Here is a 17,564-nt window from a genome sequence, read left to right on the forward strand (position 1 = left end):
TCCAACGGCTCCCCGCTGTACAAGCGGACGAACTCTTCGATCAGTACGTCCATCGAAACACCGTCAGATACGATATGATGCGTATCGAACATTAGAATGTGCCGGTTCGGCGCCAGTTCAGCAAGCCCTACCCGCAGAAGTGGCGGCTGCGCCAGATCAAACGGACGAACGAATTGGCGCACCGTTTCTTCCGCCTGCTCCCCGCTAATCTGCACATATTCCACCTGGAAAGCGGCTTCTTCGTAAATCCGCTGAACCGCTTCGCCTTTTACCATCTCAAAACCGGTACGCAGCGTTTCATGACGAGCTACGAGCCCGCGGAACGCTTCTTCAAACCGCTGCCGGTCGAGCTCCCCTTCGAGCAGCATAGCTCCTGGTATGTTGTAGCTCAGCTCGCCTCCTTCCAGCTGGTTCAAGATATAGAGACGTTTCTGAGCGGAAGAGAGCGGATAATACTCGCTAGGTTCCGCAGCCGGAATAGCCGTGAACGAGCCGATCTCCAGCCGCTCCATAGCCACGGCCATTTCCTCAACCGTCGAGTAGCGGAATACGTCGCGAAGCGGGAATTCAACGCCTAGCTCCTTATGCATTTTGCTGACAAGCGTCGTCGCCCGCAGGGAGTGTCCGCCGAGGTCAAAGAAGTTGTCTGTTACGCCTACCGCCTTCTCCCGAACAAGCACATCCTGCCAAATGGCAGCCAGCTTCGCCTCCAGTTCGGTGCGCGGCGCCACGTATTCGCGGCCTGCGCTTGCTCCCCCTTCCGGCGCCGGCAGCGCCTTCCGATCGATTTTCCCGTTCGGCGTCAGAGGCAGGCACTCTAGCTCCATAAAGTACGACGGTATCATGTACCCCGGCAGCTCGCTGGCAATCGCACGCTTCAGGTCTGCCGCCGTCAAGCCTTCTTCCGCTGTATAATAAGCGCACAAAGCTTTCTGACCTTCTTGATCTTCCCTGACGACAACGACCGCTTCCTTCACGCCACCTACACTCAGCATCTTCGCTTCGACTTCGCCCGTCTCAATCCGATAGCCGCGAATTTTTACCTGGTTGTCGATCCGACCGATGAAGTCCACGTTGCCGTCCGGCATCCAGCGCGCCAGGTCGCCCGTCCGGTACAGCCGCTCCCCTGCAGCGAACGGGCTGTCTACGAATTTCTCCGCCGTCAAATCCGGGCGGTTCAAGTAACCGCGGGCTACACCCGCTCCGCCGATAACCAGCTCGCCCAACACCCCGATCGGCACCGGCTTCAGACTCGCATCCACGATGTAGAACTTGGCGTTCAGCCACGCTTTCCCGATCGGCACGCTGCCCGTCTTCGGCAGCTTCTCCAGCGGCTCGTCATAGAAGCTGGAGTCAATCGCCGCTTCCGTTACGCCGTAGCTGTTAATAATACGGAACTGCGATCCGAAGCGCTCCTGCAAGATGCGGTAATCCGCTACGCTGCACGCATCCGAGCTTGTGAGCAGCAACTGCATCGAGCTGAGATCCAGACCCTCGGCATACACATGCTCCATGAACGGCACGATCAGCGCCGGAGTCGATTCGAACACCGTCACGGCGTAGTCGCGAATCCAGGCGTAGAGGCGGGTTGGATCAATCCGGTCGTCCTTCGGCACGATGACCATGGTGCCACCGTTGTAGAGCGTCCGCGCAATGTCGCCGACGAACACGTCGAACGAGAAGGTGGCGAGTTGCAGCAGCCGGATCGGGAACTGATCCAGGCGGTAGTCCCGCCGGTAGCCCGCCGCCGTGTTCACCAGGCTGCGGTGTTCCACCGCCACGCCCTTCGGACGGCCAGTCGTACCGGAGGTGTAGATGACGTAAGCCAAATCGCGCGGCTTGTTCACATTCGCCGGATTCGATGCGAGATCCGACGCCAGTACGTTCTGCTCGGCTTCTGCCGTGGCGGACGTTTCGGCAGAAGCCGTTTCCGCTTGCGCCAAAGCCTCCGCCTCTGCGCCTGCTTCGCCCAAAGCTTGTATGCCCACAGCCACTTCCACCGCTCCGAGACTGTACGTCGCAGCGTCGTCAAGTGCAAGCACCGTTTGCAGTGCTAGAGCTTCGTCGCTGCGCCAAACTTCCGCCTGCTCCAGCAGGCGGGTCTGCGTGAGCAGAACCGACGCCCCGCTGTCCGTGAGCATATACTCGATCCGCTCCGCCGGATAGTCCGGATCAAGTGGCACATAAGCGCCGCCCGCTTTCCATACGGCGAGCACCCCGATCAACAGCTCCGCCGAACGGCCGGCCAGAATGCCGACCACCTGCTCCGGCTTCACCCCGCGCGCCCGCAGTGCATACGCCAGACGATTCGCTTTGGCGTTAAGCTCCGCATACGTCAGCTTGCTGTCTTCGTAGACAACCGCCAGCGCTCCCGGAGTGCACTCCGCCTGCTCCTCGAACAGCTCGTGGAACGTCCTCTCTCTCCACGACTCATCCGCCTCCAAACCTGTACCCTCTGCAGGGGATTGCTTTGCAAGAGCCGAAGACGACACGTCAAACCCGACCAGCAAATTATGCTTTTCGCTGTCCGTCAATATATCTAAATCCGAAATCCGCGCACCCGGCTGAGCCAGGATCGACACCAAAAGCTGCTCGTAATGACCCGCCAGCCGTACCATCGTTTCCTGTCTAAACAACGAGGTAGCGTACTCGATCTTGCAAACCAGCTCGTTATCGGCTTCCACGATATCAAAGCTAAGATCAAACTTTGCCGTCTTTTCCTCAATGTCGAACAGCGACCATTGCAAGCCTTCCAGGGTTAAATCCAAGCTTTCGTGCTTTTGCAAAGAAAACATGGTGTCAAACAGCGGATTCCGGCTTAAATCCCGGCTCACCTGAAGAGCTTCCACCAGCTCCTCAAACGGATAGTCCTGGTGCTCGTAGGCTCCAAGCGTCGTTTCCTTCACTTCCTGCAAGTAATCCAGGAACGTCTGCTCCGCCGCCGGACCCAAGCGAAGGGCCAGCGTATTGACGAACATGCCGATAATCGGCTGCAGGTCGGCGTGAGAACGGGCGGCAATCGGAGTGCCGACCACGATATCTTCCTGTCCCGCGTATTTATGAAGCAATACGGAGTATGCAGCCAGCAGAAGCATATACAGTGTCGCCCCCGAATCGCCGGCAAGCCGTTTGAGAGCATCGCTTTTCTCTGCATCCAGCGTAAACGTGAGCGTTCGCCCGTCAAACTGCTGGACGGCCGGGCGGGAGAAGTCGAGAGGCAACTCAAGAACCGGAAGCTCGGAGTTGAATACCCCTCGCCAGTATTCCTCCTGCTGTTTGATACGCTGGCGCTGTTCCTCGGATTGCTGCCAAACGGCGTAATCCTTGTATTGAATCCGCAGCTCCGGCAATTCTTCCCCATTGTAAAGCCGCACGAATTCATGCAGCAGCACGTCCATGGAAAGGCCATCGGAACCAATATGATGAATATCCAGTGCAAGCAGGAATTTCTCTTTCTCCAGTTCGATCAGCAGGGCACGCAGCAAAGGCGGCTGGGTCAAGTCAAAAGGCTGAATGAAGCCTTCAAGAATGGCCGCAACCTGATCTTCACTTGCTTGAAGCTTCTCGACCTTGAAAGCTACACGTGGATGAATACGCTGAACCGGCTCCCCATTCACAATTTCAAAACCGGTGCGCAGCATATCGTGCCGGGCCACCAAAGTAGTCAGCGCCTTTTCCACTTTGGCCTCGTTCAAAGCCCCTTCCAATTGTAAGACACTTGGGAGGTTGTAATTTAGCTCCGAGCCATCCAACTGGTGCAGGACGTATAGCCTTTTTTGCGCGGAGGAAACCGGATAGTACGCTTTTTCTTCTGCTTTCGGAATCGAGCTGTGCCGTGTTTCTTCCAAGCTGGCAATAGCCCCGGCCATCGACTCTACCGTCATATAGCGGAACACATCGCGCAGCGGAAGTTCGACGTTCATTTCCTTCCGAATCTTGCTGACAAGGTTCGTCGCCCGCAAGGAGTGGCCTCCAAGCTCGAAGAAATTGTCCAGGACTCCAATGCCGGAGAAGCCCAGCACTTCCTCCCAGATCTTCACAAGCTGGGACTCCGTCCGGTTACGCGGCGCTACAAATTCGACGCCCGTTTGTAAGCCGCCTTGCGGCTCCGGCAGCGCTTTGCGATCCACTTTGCCGTTGGACGTCAGCGGCATACGCTCCAGCTGCACGAAGTACGACGGGATCATGTACCCCGGCATTTCCTTGGCCAGTGAGGTTCTCATTTCACTGACCGTCAGTGTCCGGTCCGCCACAAAGTAGGCGACAAGCGCCTTCTCGCTCCCACCGTCCTGACGGGCAATCACCACCGCTTCTTCCACGCCCTCAACGTTCAGAAGCTGCGTCTCGATTTCGTCCAGCTCGATCCGGTAGCCGCGGATTTTCACCTGGTGGTCAATCCGGCCGAGGTATTCGATGTTGCCGTCTGGCAGCCAAGCCGCCAAGTCGCCCGAGCGGTACAGTTTCTCCCCCTCCGCAAACGGGGAATCGACAAACTTCTCCGCCGTCAGATCCGGACGGTTCAGGTATCCTCTCGCAAGGCCTTCCCCGGCCACATACATTTCGCCCGCTACGCCGAGCGGCACAGGACGACGGTTTTCATCAAGGATGTACACACTCAGCGTTGGGATCGGCTTGCCGATATTGCTCTTCGCCGCCTCCATTTCGACCCACGTAATTTCCTTATACGTCACGTGAACCGTCGTCTCGGTAATACCGTACATATTGATCAGCTTCGTCTCCGGGTACTTCGTCTTGAAGCCCTTGAGCAGCAGTGGACTCAACGCTTCGCCCCCGAAGATGACGTTACGAATCCGTAGATCGTACGGATGGTCCGCCAAGACCTTACGCAGCAGCTGGTAGAAGTACGTTGGTGTCTGGTTCAAAATCGTGACCTGTTCGCGGCCCAGCAGCGCCAGAAAATCGGACGGATTTTTCGCCGTGAGCGGCGGTACGATGACCAGTTTGCCTCCGTACAGCACCGATCCGTACATTGCCCAGACGGAGAAATCGAAGCAGAACGAGTGGAACAGCGTCCACGTGTCGGACGGATCGAAATCGAACAGGTTCTTGTCGTTAAACAGAAGGCGCACGACGTTCTTATGCTCGATCAGCGTTCCTTTCGGTCTGCCGGTCGTTCCCGACGTGTAGATGACATAAGCCAGGTTGCTCGGCCCGGAAATCGGCTCCAGGTTCAAAGTGTCCAGCGCACCTTCGGAGTCCGCCCCTCTGTCACCCCAAACGAAATCGTCCAAATCGAGGCGCGTTCCTGCGAAGTCGGTCTTCTCGTGCAGATGCTTTTGAATCAGCAATAACGGCGCTCCCGAATCCTCGATCATGAAGCGGATGCGCTCCTCCGGGTAGTCGGGATCGACAGGCACGTAGGCTCCGCCCGCTTTGAGAATCGCCAGAATGCCGACGACCATATCGAGCGAGCGTTCGGCCAGAATCGCTACCAGCTGGTCCGCTTCTACTCCCGTCTCCCGCAGCTTCCGCGCAAGGCGGTTGGATCGCTCGTTCAGCTCGCGGTAGGTCAGCTGCCGCTCGTTCATGACGGCGGCCACGTTGTCCGGGTAAAGCTCCGCCTGCTCTTCGAACAAGCCGTGAATCGTCTGCTGCCGCGGGTAGTCCGCCTCCGAATCGTTGAAACCGCGCACCAGCTCGCGGACTTCCTCCTCCGTGAGCATTTCCAGCGAGGCAATATCCCCGTCCGGAGCTGCTTCGATGGTTTCTAACAGCTTGTCATAATGTTTGGCGAACCGTTCCGCGGTCTCCTGTTTATACAAAGCCGTAGCGTACTCCAACCGGCATTCGAGCTGACCGTCCATCTCCGAAATATCCAGGAGCAGCTCGAACTTGGATGTTTGGTTTTCCAGCGGATAAAACGATTGCTCCAGCCCCTCAATGACAATTTGCTCGTTCTCCGTATTTTGCAGGGAGAAGAACGTATCAAAGAGCGGATTCCGGCCGGTCGCGCGCGGAATGTGAAGACTTTCCACCAAGTCTTCGAACAAATAATTTTGGTGTTCGAAAGCCCCGAGCGTGATGTCCTTGATTTCTTCCAGGTACGAAAGGTACGGCTTGGAACGCTCCGGACGGCTGCGAATGGCCAGCGTGTTGATAAACATCCCTACGATTGGCTGCACTTCATCCTGCGTTCTTCCGGCAATCGGCGTTCCCACGATCAGATCTTCCTGGCCCGAATATTTATGCATAAGGATGGAGTAAGCCGACAGCAGCACCATGTACAGGGTCGTCCCGGTCCGTGCCGCCAGCTCCTTCAGCTTCTCCGTCCGCTCTTTCCCGATATAAAACTTCACGGTCCGGCCGTCAAAGCTTTGCACCGCTGGCCGCGGGAAGTCCGTCGGCAGCTCCAAGACCGGCAGCTCGCCCGACAACTGTTCCAGCCAGTACTCCTTCTGCGGCTGAAGCAGTTGCGCGTAAGCTTCGGAATGCTGCCAAACGGCATAATCTTTGTATTGAATGCGCAGCGGGGCCAGCTCCTCGCCCCGATACAGGCGGCTGAACTCGTCGAAGAGCAGCGCTGTCGAAATGCCGTCCGAGACGATATGGTGCATATCGAAAAGCAGAATGTGGCGATCCTCGGCGACTTCGATTAGGCCGATACGGAGAAGTGGCGGCTTGGTCAGATCAAACGGGCAATAGTAAGCTTCCACCACTTGGTCCACTTCCCGCTCGCCCACCTGGAAATAATCGACAGCAAACTCCACCTCGTCATAGATGCGCTGCACAAGCTCGCCTTGAACCTGATCGATCCCGGTACGCAGCGTCTCATGGCGCTGAATCAGAGCCCGGAACGCGTGCTCGACGCGCGTGCGATCCAGCTTGCCTTCGAGAAGAAGCGCCGCCGACATATTGTAGCTGCGCTCGGCCCCGTCAAGCTGGCGCAGGACGTACAGACGCTTTTGCTCGGATGAAACCGGATAGTACTCGGCCTCAGTTGCCTTTGTAATCTCATACGCCTCCTGCTGCTTTAAACCGCCGATTCTTTGGGCCAGCTGTTCGATCGTGGTGTAGCGGAAAACGTCCCGCAGCGGAACCTCGACTTGCAGCTCTTTCCGAATCTTGGAAACCAGCGTGGAGGCCCGCAAGGAATGACCACCCAGGTCAAAGAAATCGTCTTCGACTCCAACTCGCGCAATACCCAGCACCTGCTGCCAAATGAGAGCAAGTCTTGTTTCCAGCGTTGTGCGAGGAGCCACATACTCACGGCCTGCTTCTACCTCTCCGGTCGGTTCAGGCAGCGCTTTACGGTCAATTTTGCCGTTCGGAGTAAGTGGAAGCTTATCAAGAGACACCAGACGGGCCGGGACCATATGGGTCGGCAGCTCTTGCTTCAATTGGGACAGCAGATCGCTCAGCTGCAAGGAAGCATCCGCCGCCACGTAGCCGCACAAATATTTTTGCCCCTGCTCATCCGTACGGTCAGTCACCACAGCCTGCTTGACGCCCGGGAAACGCAGCAGGGCCGTTTCAATTTCGCCGAGTTCAATCCGGAACCCACGAATTTTCACCTGATAGTCGATCCGGCCGATGAAGTCAACGTTGCCGTCTTCCAGCCAGCGGGCCAAATCGCCTGTACGGTACAGACGTTCGCCCGGCACAAACGGGCTGTCCGCAAATTTCTCGGCGGTTAGGTCCGGACGGTTCCAGTACCCGCGCGCCACCCCGGCGCCGCCGATGACAAGCTCGCCCGGAACCCCTACAGGAACCGGATTTAACGCGGCATCGACAATGTAAAACCGGGCGTTCAGCCAAGCTTTGCCGATCGGCACATGACCCGACTGCGGCAGCTTATCCAGCGGCTCACTGTAAAAGCTGCTGTCAATGGCCGCTTCGGTAACGCCATAGCTATTGATGATGCGGAAATGTCCGCCGAATCTTTCCTGCAGCAATCGGTAATCGGTGACACTGCAAGCATCCGAGCTGGTAATCAGCAACTGCATGGAGCTAACGTCCAGCCCTTCTTCATAAATATGCTGCATGAATGGCAGGATGAGCGCAGGTGTCGATTCGAATACCGTAATGTTTTGGTCCCGAATCCAGCCGTATAAGCGGTTCGGGTCAATCCGGTCATCCTTCGGCACAATCACCATCGTGCCTCCGTTATACAGCGTCCGCGCGATGTCTCCGACGAATACGTCAAACGAGAAGCTAGCCAGCTGCAGCAGACGCACCGGGAACTGATCCAATCGATACTCGCGACGGTACGCATCCGCCGTATTCACGAGACTACCGTGTTCGATCATGACGCCTTTCGGGCGTCCCGTCGTACCCGAGGTGTAAATCACATAAGCCAAGTCTTGCGGGGCACTATCGGCAGATTCAAATTCCACGGCTAAGGCATCCCTGTTATAAATCTGTTCATCGTCCATGGCATTGACAGTTTGAAGTTTCAGCCGGTCATCGGCCAACCAACCTCCGGCCCGCTCCAACAGATGACGCTGCGTAAGCAGCACCGATGCACCGCTATCGCTCAGCATGTATTCAATCCGCTCCGCCGGATAATCGGGATCCAGCGGTACATAGGCTCCGCCGGCTTTCCAAACGGCGAGCACCCCGACCAGCAGTTCCACCGAACGCTCCGCCCAGATCCCCGTAATCGTCTCCCTTCCCACGCCCTGTTCGCGAAGGAGAGAAGCCAGCCGCTCGGCGCGTTCGTTCAATTCGCCATAGGTCAGCTGCTTGTCCATGTAGACGACTGCCGGATGATCCGGATTTTCCCGGGCAAACTTTTCAACATACCGATGAAATGCTTCCCACTCGCTCAGCCCTGACACCGGCGGGTTAAAAACGCCCAGAATGCGGTGTCTCTCCTCATCGCTCAGCAGAGAAATCTCGCGTACTAGCAGTTCTGGAGTCTGAAGAAACTGGTCCAGAACGGTTACATACTGTTCCATAATCCGATCAATCTCGGCCGTCTCGAACAGGCCGGTACGATAGGAAGCATGGAGAATGACATGACCTGCAGTCAGCATATGGTCGAAGCGCAGCAGCAGATCATCCATCTCGTGTTTAGCGAAGTGAGCCTCCAGGCGTACCTTGATTTCTTCGTACTCCACAATTTTCAAAGGCAGATATTCCAAAGACGTGCGGAACAGTCCCGAAAGATCGTTGCGGCCGTGTTGTTCGCGTAAATCCTGGATCAATTGGTTATAAGGGTATTTCTGATACCGCAGATCCGCCGTATTCTCCTTGGAAACCGCTTGGATCAAGGAAAGCACGTCCCCGTCTGGATTCAGATGAATCCGCGTAGCCACGGTGCTGACGAACATGCCGATCGTTTCTTTTTCCTTCTTGCTGGTGCGATTGGCGAACACCGTGCCGACCGGAACATCGGTGCTGTCGGTCAACTTGTATAGCAAGGCATACATGACGGACAGAAATAACGTATATAAGCTGACCTGATATTGTTCGCTAAAGGCCAGAATGCGTTCATACCGGGAACCGTCCAAAGTGATGGCCCGTTTATTGGATTCGCTGCCGATCGCGAATGGCGGATACGATTTAATGCCGGTTGTTTCAGGCAAAGTGTTGTACTTCGTCAGCCAGTATTCCTTGCCTTTTTGATAACGCTGCGATTGCTCATATTCACGCTCCGCTAAAATATAATCCAGATAGGAAGGGGCCAGGTAACTGCTGGAGATGCCTTTGCGCAGTTCCAGGTATTTTTCCATCACCGCATGCAGTAAAGCAGTGACGGACAAGCCGTCGGCGATAATATGATTTACCGTCAAATTGAGCCATACTTGGCCGTTCGCAAAATGGATAATCGTAAATTGGTAGAGGTGATCATCGAACACGCTGGCCGGTTTTTCGCTTACTTCTTTCACCCAAGCATAGAATTGTTCGGTTGTGCCTATTTCGAGGCGGCTTATCCTGGTTTGAACATTCTCCGGCTCTTCGAACCACTGCGTTGGATTTTGCAAATCTCCGCTAATGCGGATTCGGAAAGCGTCATAGGTTTTGACGATCTCCGCCGCAGCTTGCTCCAGAAGCTGTGTGTCGATCTGGCCCGTAATCTGGTAGGTCGCGGAAAGCATCGTGATGGACGTTCCCGGATTCATAATTTCCATGAACCATATTCGGCGCTGGGCTTGCGTAAGTTCATACTGCCCGTTGGTATTCTCTCTCACATCGACACACTCCCGTTTTAGAGATTCTTATAGATAGGCTTTGTACCTAGATCTCACTTAGTCACTCTTAAGAAGAACCACGCTGGCCATTCCCGGAACGGCTTCTGCGGACTCTTCCCCCTTTTTCGTGTCTACGTTCTCTGGGAAAAACCAGTTATAAAGTTATACCTTGGATTACTAAAAGACTCTGTCGCATTCGCAAGTCGTAAACCGCCCGCCGCAAGGCGGGTCTAGCCGTACAGCCGGGCGTAATAACCCCCGAGCGCCAGCAGGTCCTGATGGCAGCCCCGCTCGACGACCGTCCCTTGGTCCATGACGGTAATCAAATCCGCATGTTCCACAGTGCTGAGACGGTGCGCGATCAGAATGGTGGTGCGCCCCTTCATCAATACATTCAGGGCCTGCTGTACCCAATGCTGGGATTCGTTATCCAGCGCAGAAGTCGCTTCGTCCAGCAGCAGAATCGGGGCGTTTTTGAGAATTGCCCGGGCGATCGCAATTCGCTGCCTTTGTCCGCCCGACAAAGACGCTCCCCTCTCTCCCACCGACGTTTTATACTGTTCAGGAAGTTCCTGAATGAAATGGTGAGCGTACGCCGCTTTGGCCGCTTCAATTACTTCCTCATCCGTTGCATCCGGGTTGCCGTAGCGAATGTTTTCCTCAATCGTGCCGGTAAATAAGAACGGTTCCTGCGGAACGTATGCAATCTGCCTGCGGATTTCGTCCAGCGTGTAATGGCCGAACGGTTTGCCTTGGAGCAGGATTTCTCCGCTGTTCACAGGATAAAAGCCGAGCAGCAGCTTAATCAACGTACTTTTGCCGCTGCCACTGGCCCCCACGATAGCGGCGACCTGGCCGGGAAACACCTGCATGGACATGTCAACAAGCACCTTTTTATTTGCCTGATAGGAAAATTCCACATCGCGAAACTCCACCGCAGCCTCCGAGACGAGCTCGCTGTAAGGAGATCCCAAACGCTCCGGTTCCTCTTCCTCTCTTAGTACCTCTTGAATTCGGTGAGCGCCCGCGAGCGAATTTTGGGTCATCGACAGAACGATCCCCAAGTCCAACAAGGCGTGCGTCAGATTAACTTGCAGAACCGCCAGGGTAGCGACGCTTCCCATGCCCATCAGTCCGTAGGCATAAAGAAGACTGCCGATGACGATGACGCCGCAGAACGTGACGTAGCTGATAAAATGGTTCACCGCAGCCTGCATGCCGTTTTTCTGAGCGGTTTGCCGAAGCGTCTGCGTCATCTGTTCGTTCAACGCCTCGTACTGGCCGTAAATCGTGCGGATGCGGAACAGCTTCACAATTTGAATGCCGCCCATAAAATCTTTGAATTTTTCGGTCATTTTACCAAGCGTTTGCAAGCCTTGTTCGGACAAGACGCGAATATCCCGTGCAAATTTCAGGCTAACCACGGAGGACAGCAGCAGAATGACGAAGGATACGCCGGCAAACCGCCAATCGATCAACATCATAGAGACAATGGAGCCGATGCAAAAAACAACTTGAAGCAGCAAAACGAAGTAAACCTGCGAGAATGTAAACTCAACGGTCGTTACGTCGTTGTTCACCCGCGACAGCAAGTCCCCATGGTGCGTCTGCTCCAGGAATCTCGGCCGCACCCGGCACAACTTGTCATAAAGACGTTTGCGGATGCTCAGCACAGTCAGCTCAACACTGCGCTGGTATAAGTAAATGAACCAGGGAGAAATCACATTTTCTAGGAACAAGGCCGCGCCCAAAATAATAAAGGCTTCCACCATCAGGGACGTATCTTGGGACACGGCGAAATCAACCAAGTTATGTACGATCAAACTGAAAGCGATCAGGAACAATGTCTGGGTGAGCGCCGTTACGGCCAGGCCAATGGCATACTGGGTTTTGCGCTTGCGGTTCATAAAGGTCAGCAAGTAGCCAAGTTCTTTCACTTGCGAGAGCCATCCGCCCTTTCTCATGTGTACGCAACCTCCCTGCGTTCGGCAGACTCGGTAAATTCCTGGTAGTACGACTGGGCGTATAGCCCCTTCATTTCCAGCAATTGTTCATGAGTGCCCTTTTCCACAATATTTCCTTGTTCCATGACCCAAATTTCGTCGGCATTTTGTACTGTAGAAAGCCGGTGGGCAATCACCATCGTCGTTCTCTGCTTCATCAATACGCCCAGCGCTTTCTGAACCGCGCTTTCCGACTCCGGATCAAGAGCCGACGTTGGCTCGTCCAGCAGCAGAACGGGAGCATCCTTCAGAAAAGCCCGGGCCATTGCAATGCGCTGGCGCTGCCCGCCGGACAAAAAGCCTCCACGTTCTCCGACATACGTCTGGTATCCACCCTCAAGCTGCATAATGAAGGAATGCGCCTGAGCGGCTTTGGCGGCTTCGATAATCTCGTCCATCGACGCTTCTTCCCGCCCGTAGCCGATATTTTCGGCGATCGTGCCGCTAAACAAATATGAATCCTGGGTTACTACGGAAAAATGTGACCGAAGCTGCTCCGGATCGGCGCCGTCGATCCGGCTGCCGAACACGCGGATCTCACCCTGATCTTCCGGAAGCGGATAAAAGCCACATACAAGTTTAAACACCGTACTCTTCCCTCCGCCGCTCGCTCCGACAAGCGCGATCGTCTTCCCTTCCGGCACCGTGAAGCTAACATTCCGCAGGATCGGGGAGCTCTCCTCATACCCGAAGGTTACGTTCTGAAACTCGATGGGGGCGGTACTCGCTTTCGGCAGCGAACGGCCATTTTCCGTTTCGGTCGGCTGCTCGACGATTTCGGAGACCCTTCTGAGGGCGCCGGCCATTTCGAACGTCCGCGTGATGAGCTCGGGTATATGCTCCAGAGGCTCCAGACACAGATTCAGCAAGTACAGGAAGGCGATCAGCTCTCCCGCGCCTAGCTGCCCGTTGTAGATCAAATAGCTTCCGTAACTGACGGCGAAAATGATCGGGCTGATCATCAGCGTGGAAAGCAGCGGGTTGACCCATGCTTCACGCTTTTTCACGGCCAGCTTTTTTTGGGCTGTCAATTGCAGCAGCACTTGGTAGGAGCGAGATAATATGCCGGATAGCAGGTAGCTTTTTACAATAGGCATACCCCCAAGCGTATCCTGGAGGTTGACGTTCATTCGGCCCATGTTTGCCTGGGCTTCCTCCGTCAACTGCTCCAACTGCTTGCCGATCCATTGGGAAACCAGTAGCGCTACGGGAAATAACAGCAGGCTGGACAGCATCAGCTCCCATTGAAGGTAGATCAAATAAGCGAAACAGCCGATGAACAATAGCGGATGATAAAACCACTGGGCAAGATCCCGAATCATAAACTGCTGGATAAGCTGCAGGTCGTTGTTGATCCGCGACAACACGTCGCCCGAGTGCTGCTTTTCCAAATAGGAGACCGGGAGTTTGCCGATATGACGCATGACATGGTTGCGGATATCCTGCACCGCAGAGGCGCTGCTTCGCTCCACGCCGAAGCTCATGAAAAACTTCGTCGGTACACCGATCAAGATGACCACAAAGACCGTGTATACGATTTGCAGAACGAGAGGCCCCGCCCCCTTCTCGGCCTGGGTGGTCAGCTGCTCGATCAAACTTCCCGTCCATATCTCAATAACGGCGGCGGCAATTGCGGACGAGGTACCGACGATCATCCAGCCTTTGTGATGGCTTACATAGGACATCAGCCAGCGGAACGCTTTCCAGGTGGCGTAAGCGGTTTGGCGCTTGGAAGGCGCCGCTGTGCCTTGTTCTTGAACGGACGGCTGTCGATCAGCTTCCATGCAGTACCCCGGCCTCCGCTTCGATCTGCCGCTTGACTTGCTCTAAGATATCCCGAATGACAATGGCCGTTTCGTCCACGCGGGCGAGTTCTAGCAATTCCTCATGCGCGCCCTCCAGCCGGTAATCGGCGTAAGCGTGCGTCGTTGCCCCCCGCCAGGACGGCAATTGGTGCTCCAAGCGGAACGCTTCGCTGTCCTTCGCAATCAGTTCGTAAATCCGGGCCGGGATCGTGCCGGAGTTAATAAGCTGCGCTTCGTATGCCAAAGTCGCTTTGACCTTCTGATGAACCCGCTCCCGCACAAGCGGGTTGCTCATTAATTCCTTCTCTTCTTCGTCGTAATCGGCAACCATTTCTTCAAGCTCTTTCTCTGACGTTTCTGATGGCGTCAGCGTGTCCTTAATCCACGAGTCCACCATGAGTACGTCCGTTACGGAATACCCTCTTTTCTCCATCGTTTTGGCTACCTCGAACATCAGGTTGCCCCCGAAGCAGTAGCCGAGCAGCACGTAAGGTCCTTCGGGCTGGATGCGGACGATCTCGTCCACATAACGGTTCAGCATGGTCTCGTAATCAGCGGCATCGTCGATAAAATCAATGCCGTAAAGCAAGAATCGGCCGTCGAGCCTGCTTGCGAGCTCCCGGTAACCGATGCCGAAGCCGCTGCCCGGAGGGAAGCAGAACACGTTCAAATCTCCTGCTTTATTCAGCTTAATGAAGGAGTCTCCCCCTTTATCGAGGCCCAGATCCCCCTCTCCGAAAGCCATGGCTTCAACGGTTACATGATGGAATTGGCGGTTCAGCGGTATCTCAATGCCCGTTTCATCGTAAACGGCTTGAACGAGCCTCATCAGAGTTAACGAATTGCCACCCAACTCAAAAAAGTTATCCTTTACGCCGACCTGCGGAACGCCAAGCGTATCCTGCCAGACGCGGACGATCTTCATTTCGAGCAGCGTTCTCGGCGCAACATATTCCGCTCCTCCGGCCGCGGCTTCCTCCGGCGCAGGCAGCGCTTTGCGGTCGATTTTCCCGTTCGGGGTTAGCGGCATCCGCGAAAGCTGCACGAGGTGCGAAGGAATCATATACCCTGGAAGCTGCTTGGCGAGCTCCTCTTTGAGTTCATGCGCCGCCAGCCTCGTTTCCGCGACATAGTAAGCGACAAGCTGCTTTTGGCCATTCGCGTCGTCGCGGTCTAGCACCTTGGCTTCTTGCACAGCGGCGATCTTCAGCAACTGCGTCTCGATTTCGTCCAGCTCGATCCGGTAGCCGCGGATTTTCACCTGGTGGTCAATCCGGCCGAGGTATTCGATGTTGCCGTCTGGCAGCCAAGCCGCCAAGTCGCCCGAGCGGTACAGTTTCTCCCCCTCCGCAAACGGGGAATCGACAAACTTCTCCGCCGTCAGATCCGGACGGTTCAGGTATCCTCTCGCAAGGCCTTCCCCGGCCACATACATTTCGCCCGCTACGCCGATCGGCACTGGGCGTCGGTTTTCATCCAGGACGTACACCTTCAGCGTCGGGATCGGCTTGCCGATATTGCTCTTCGCTGCCTCAATCTCGATCCACGTTATTTCCTTATACGTCACGTGAACTGTCGTCTCGGTAATGCCGTACATATTGATAAGCTTCGTCTCCGGGTACTTCGTCTTGAAGCCCTTGAGCAGCAGCGGACTCAGCGCTTCGCCCCCGAAGATGACATTGCGAATCCGCAGATCGTACGGATGGTCCGCCAAGACCTTACGCAGCAGCTGGTAGAAGTACGTTGGCGTCTGGTTCAAAATCGTGACCTGTTCGCGGCCCAGCAGCGCCAGAAAATCGGCCGGATTTTTCGCCGTGAGCGGCGGTACGATGACCAGCTTGCCTCCGTACAGCAGCGCTCCGTACATTTCCCAGACGGAGAAATCAAAGCAGAACGAGTGGAACAGCGTCCATGTGTCGGACGGACCGAAGTCGAACAGGTTCTTGTCGTTGAACAGAAGGCGCACGACGTTCTTATGCTCGATCAGCGTTCCTTTCGGTCTGCCGGTCGTTCCCGACGTGTAGATGACATAAGCCAGGTTGCTCGGCCCGGAAATCGGCTCCAGGTTCCAAGCGTCCAGTGCATCTTCGGAGTCCGCCCCTCTGTCGCCCCAAACAAAATCATCCAATTCAAAGCGCGTTCCTGCGAAGTCGGTCTTCTCGTGCAGATGCTTTTGAATCAGCAATAACGACGCGCCCGAATCCTCGATCATGAAGCGGATGCGCTCCTCCGGGTAGTCGGGATCGACAGGCACGTAGGCTCCACCCGCTTTAAGAATCGCTAGAATGCCGACGACCATATCGAGCGAGCGTTCAGCCAGAATCGCTACCAGTTGATCCGCTTCTACTCCCTTCTCCCGCAGCTTCCGCGCAAGGCGGTTGGATCGCTCATTCAGCTCGCGGTAGGTCAGCTGCCGCTCGTTCATGACGGCGGCCACGTTGTCCGGGTAAAACTCCGCCTGCTCTTCGAACAAGCCATGAATCGTTTTCCCCCGCTCGAACCCGGTTTCGGTGTCATTAAATCGCTTCAACAGCGTCTCCCTCTCGTCTAGGGACAGCACATCGGCTTGTCCAAGCTCCAGATCCGGCTGAAATAATAGCAAGGACAGTAGCCGAACAAGATGGTCGGCCGCCTGTTCCACAAATGCCCGCTCGTACCGCTGCCCGTCAAAGCTTATTTCCAGCTCGATGGAGTGGTTTTGGCGATCGAAGCGAAAAACCGTATCGGCCGCCACCCGGTTATCCAGCGGTACCGGATGAATCGGGGCGAAAGATGCGACGGTGTTGACGACCGGGAGGCCGTCCACCGTATAGTCCAGATGGAGCGACTCCACCATTTTTGGAAAAGGCAGATGCTGATGCTCCAGCGCCTCGCCGATGGAAGCTTTGATGCCCCCGAGCAGGGTTTTCAGCGTAGTCTGGCGGCTTATGGCCGTCTTGATCACCAATATGTCATGCGGCGGCGGAGTCCCGTCGGGGTCTGCGCTATAAGAAGGCATGCCGACCAGGACTTGGTTCTGCCCGGTATATTTGAACAGCAAGCTTTTTACTCCTGCCAAAATAATCATGTACATAGCCAAATCCGAACCGTTGGCGAGGCGAATGATTCTCTCCGAGAGTTCGCTCGGCAGAGTACGGTGAAGCAAGCCCAGCTCGGCCGCAGCTTCCCCGTCGGCGGATAATTTGGAGGATTGACTGTAGGGAAGGAAGCTCAGGCTGTCATCGGCGTCAAACTTGCCGCTCCAGTACCGTTCTTCCTTTTCAAATAAAGATTTCATTCGTACCTCCCCTAAAAATGAAGTAAACCATGCCCCGGCGCAGATCCGAAAAGCTTGCTTTCGGCCTGCGCATTTATGAGCTTGGACGTTGTTCGCCGTCTTCCTTGGGATACGCGCCGCTTTCGCTTGACGGCGGAGGCGCGCTTATAGAGGTTGTTCAAAAAGTCCGCTTTTGATCACGAAGTAAATCATGAAGTGGACTCGGCATCGAATCTTGAATTCAGCCGGGCCTAAGCAGATGCTTACGAAGTATGTTTCCTGCGGAAACATCTCAGGTGCTCATGTACCCAAAACGTACGCTCCGCTCCTCAGGCCCTAGCTTCAT

At 55.5% G+C, this 17,564-nt stretch carries 4 protein-coding genes; all 4 read right to left on the reverse strand.

Annotation, left to right across the window (positions count from 1 at the left end):
• The coding region (locus tag BLS15_RS07915; protein ID WP_139170650.1) for a non-ribosomal peptide synthetase at positions 1-10,154 on the reverse strand (10,154 nt) is incomplete at its 3' end.
• 230 nt (positions 10,155-10,384) lie between these two features.
• Complete coding sequence (locus BLS15_RS07920) at positions 10,385-12,118, reverse strand: ABC transporter ATP-binding protein (RefSeq protein ID WP_090511018.1); 1,734 nt, start codon at positions 12,116-12,118, stop codon at positions 10,385-10,387.
• The gene (locus BLS15_RS07925; RefSeq protein WP_090511021.1) at positions 12,115-13,941 is read right to left on the reverse strand and encodes an ABC transporter ATP-binding protein; all 1,827 of its coding nucleotides are present in this window, start codon (positions 13,939-13,941) and stop codon (positions 12,115-12,117) included. The genes BLS15_RS07920 and BLS15_RS07925 overlap by 4 nt, the downstream gene beginning before the upstream one ends.
• Positions 13,931-17,239 carry a non-ribosomal peptide synthetase gene (locus tag BLS15_RS07930; RefSeq protein ID WP_090511024.1) on the reverse strand — a complete coding sequence of 1,103 codons (3,309 nt, stop codon included), beginning with the start codon at positions 17,237-17,239 and terminating at the stop codon, positions 13,931-13,933. Before BLS15_RS07930 ends, BLS15_RS07925 begins: the two co-directional genes overlap by 11 nt.
• Between the last annotated feature and the right edge of the window lie 325 nt (positions 17,240-17,564).

It is taken from the genome of Paenibacillus sp. cl6col (assembly GCF_900102125.1).
Lineage (GTDB): Bacteria > Bacillota > Bacilli > Paenibacillales > Paenibacillaceae > Paenibacillus_B > Paenibacillus_B suaedae.

Coding starts and splice junctions, on each gene's coding strand:
- BLS15_RS07920 (WP_090511018.1), bottom strand. CDS start 12,118: ATGAGAAAGGGCGGATGGCTCTCGCAAGTGAAAGAACTTGGCTACTTG.
- BLS15_RS07930 (WP_090511024.1), bottom strand. CDS start 17,239: ATGAAATCTTTATTTGAAAAGGAAGAACGGTACTGGAGCGGCAAGTTT.
- BLS15_RS07925 (WP_090511021.1), bottom strand. CDS start 13,941: ATGGAAGCTGATCGACAGCCGTCCGTTCAAGAACAAGGCACAGCGGCG.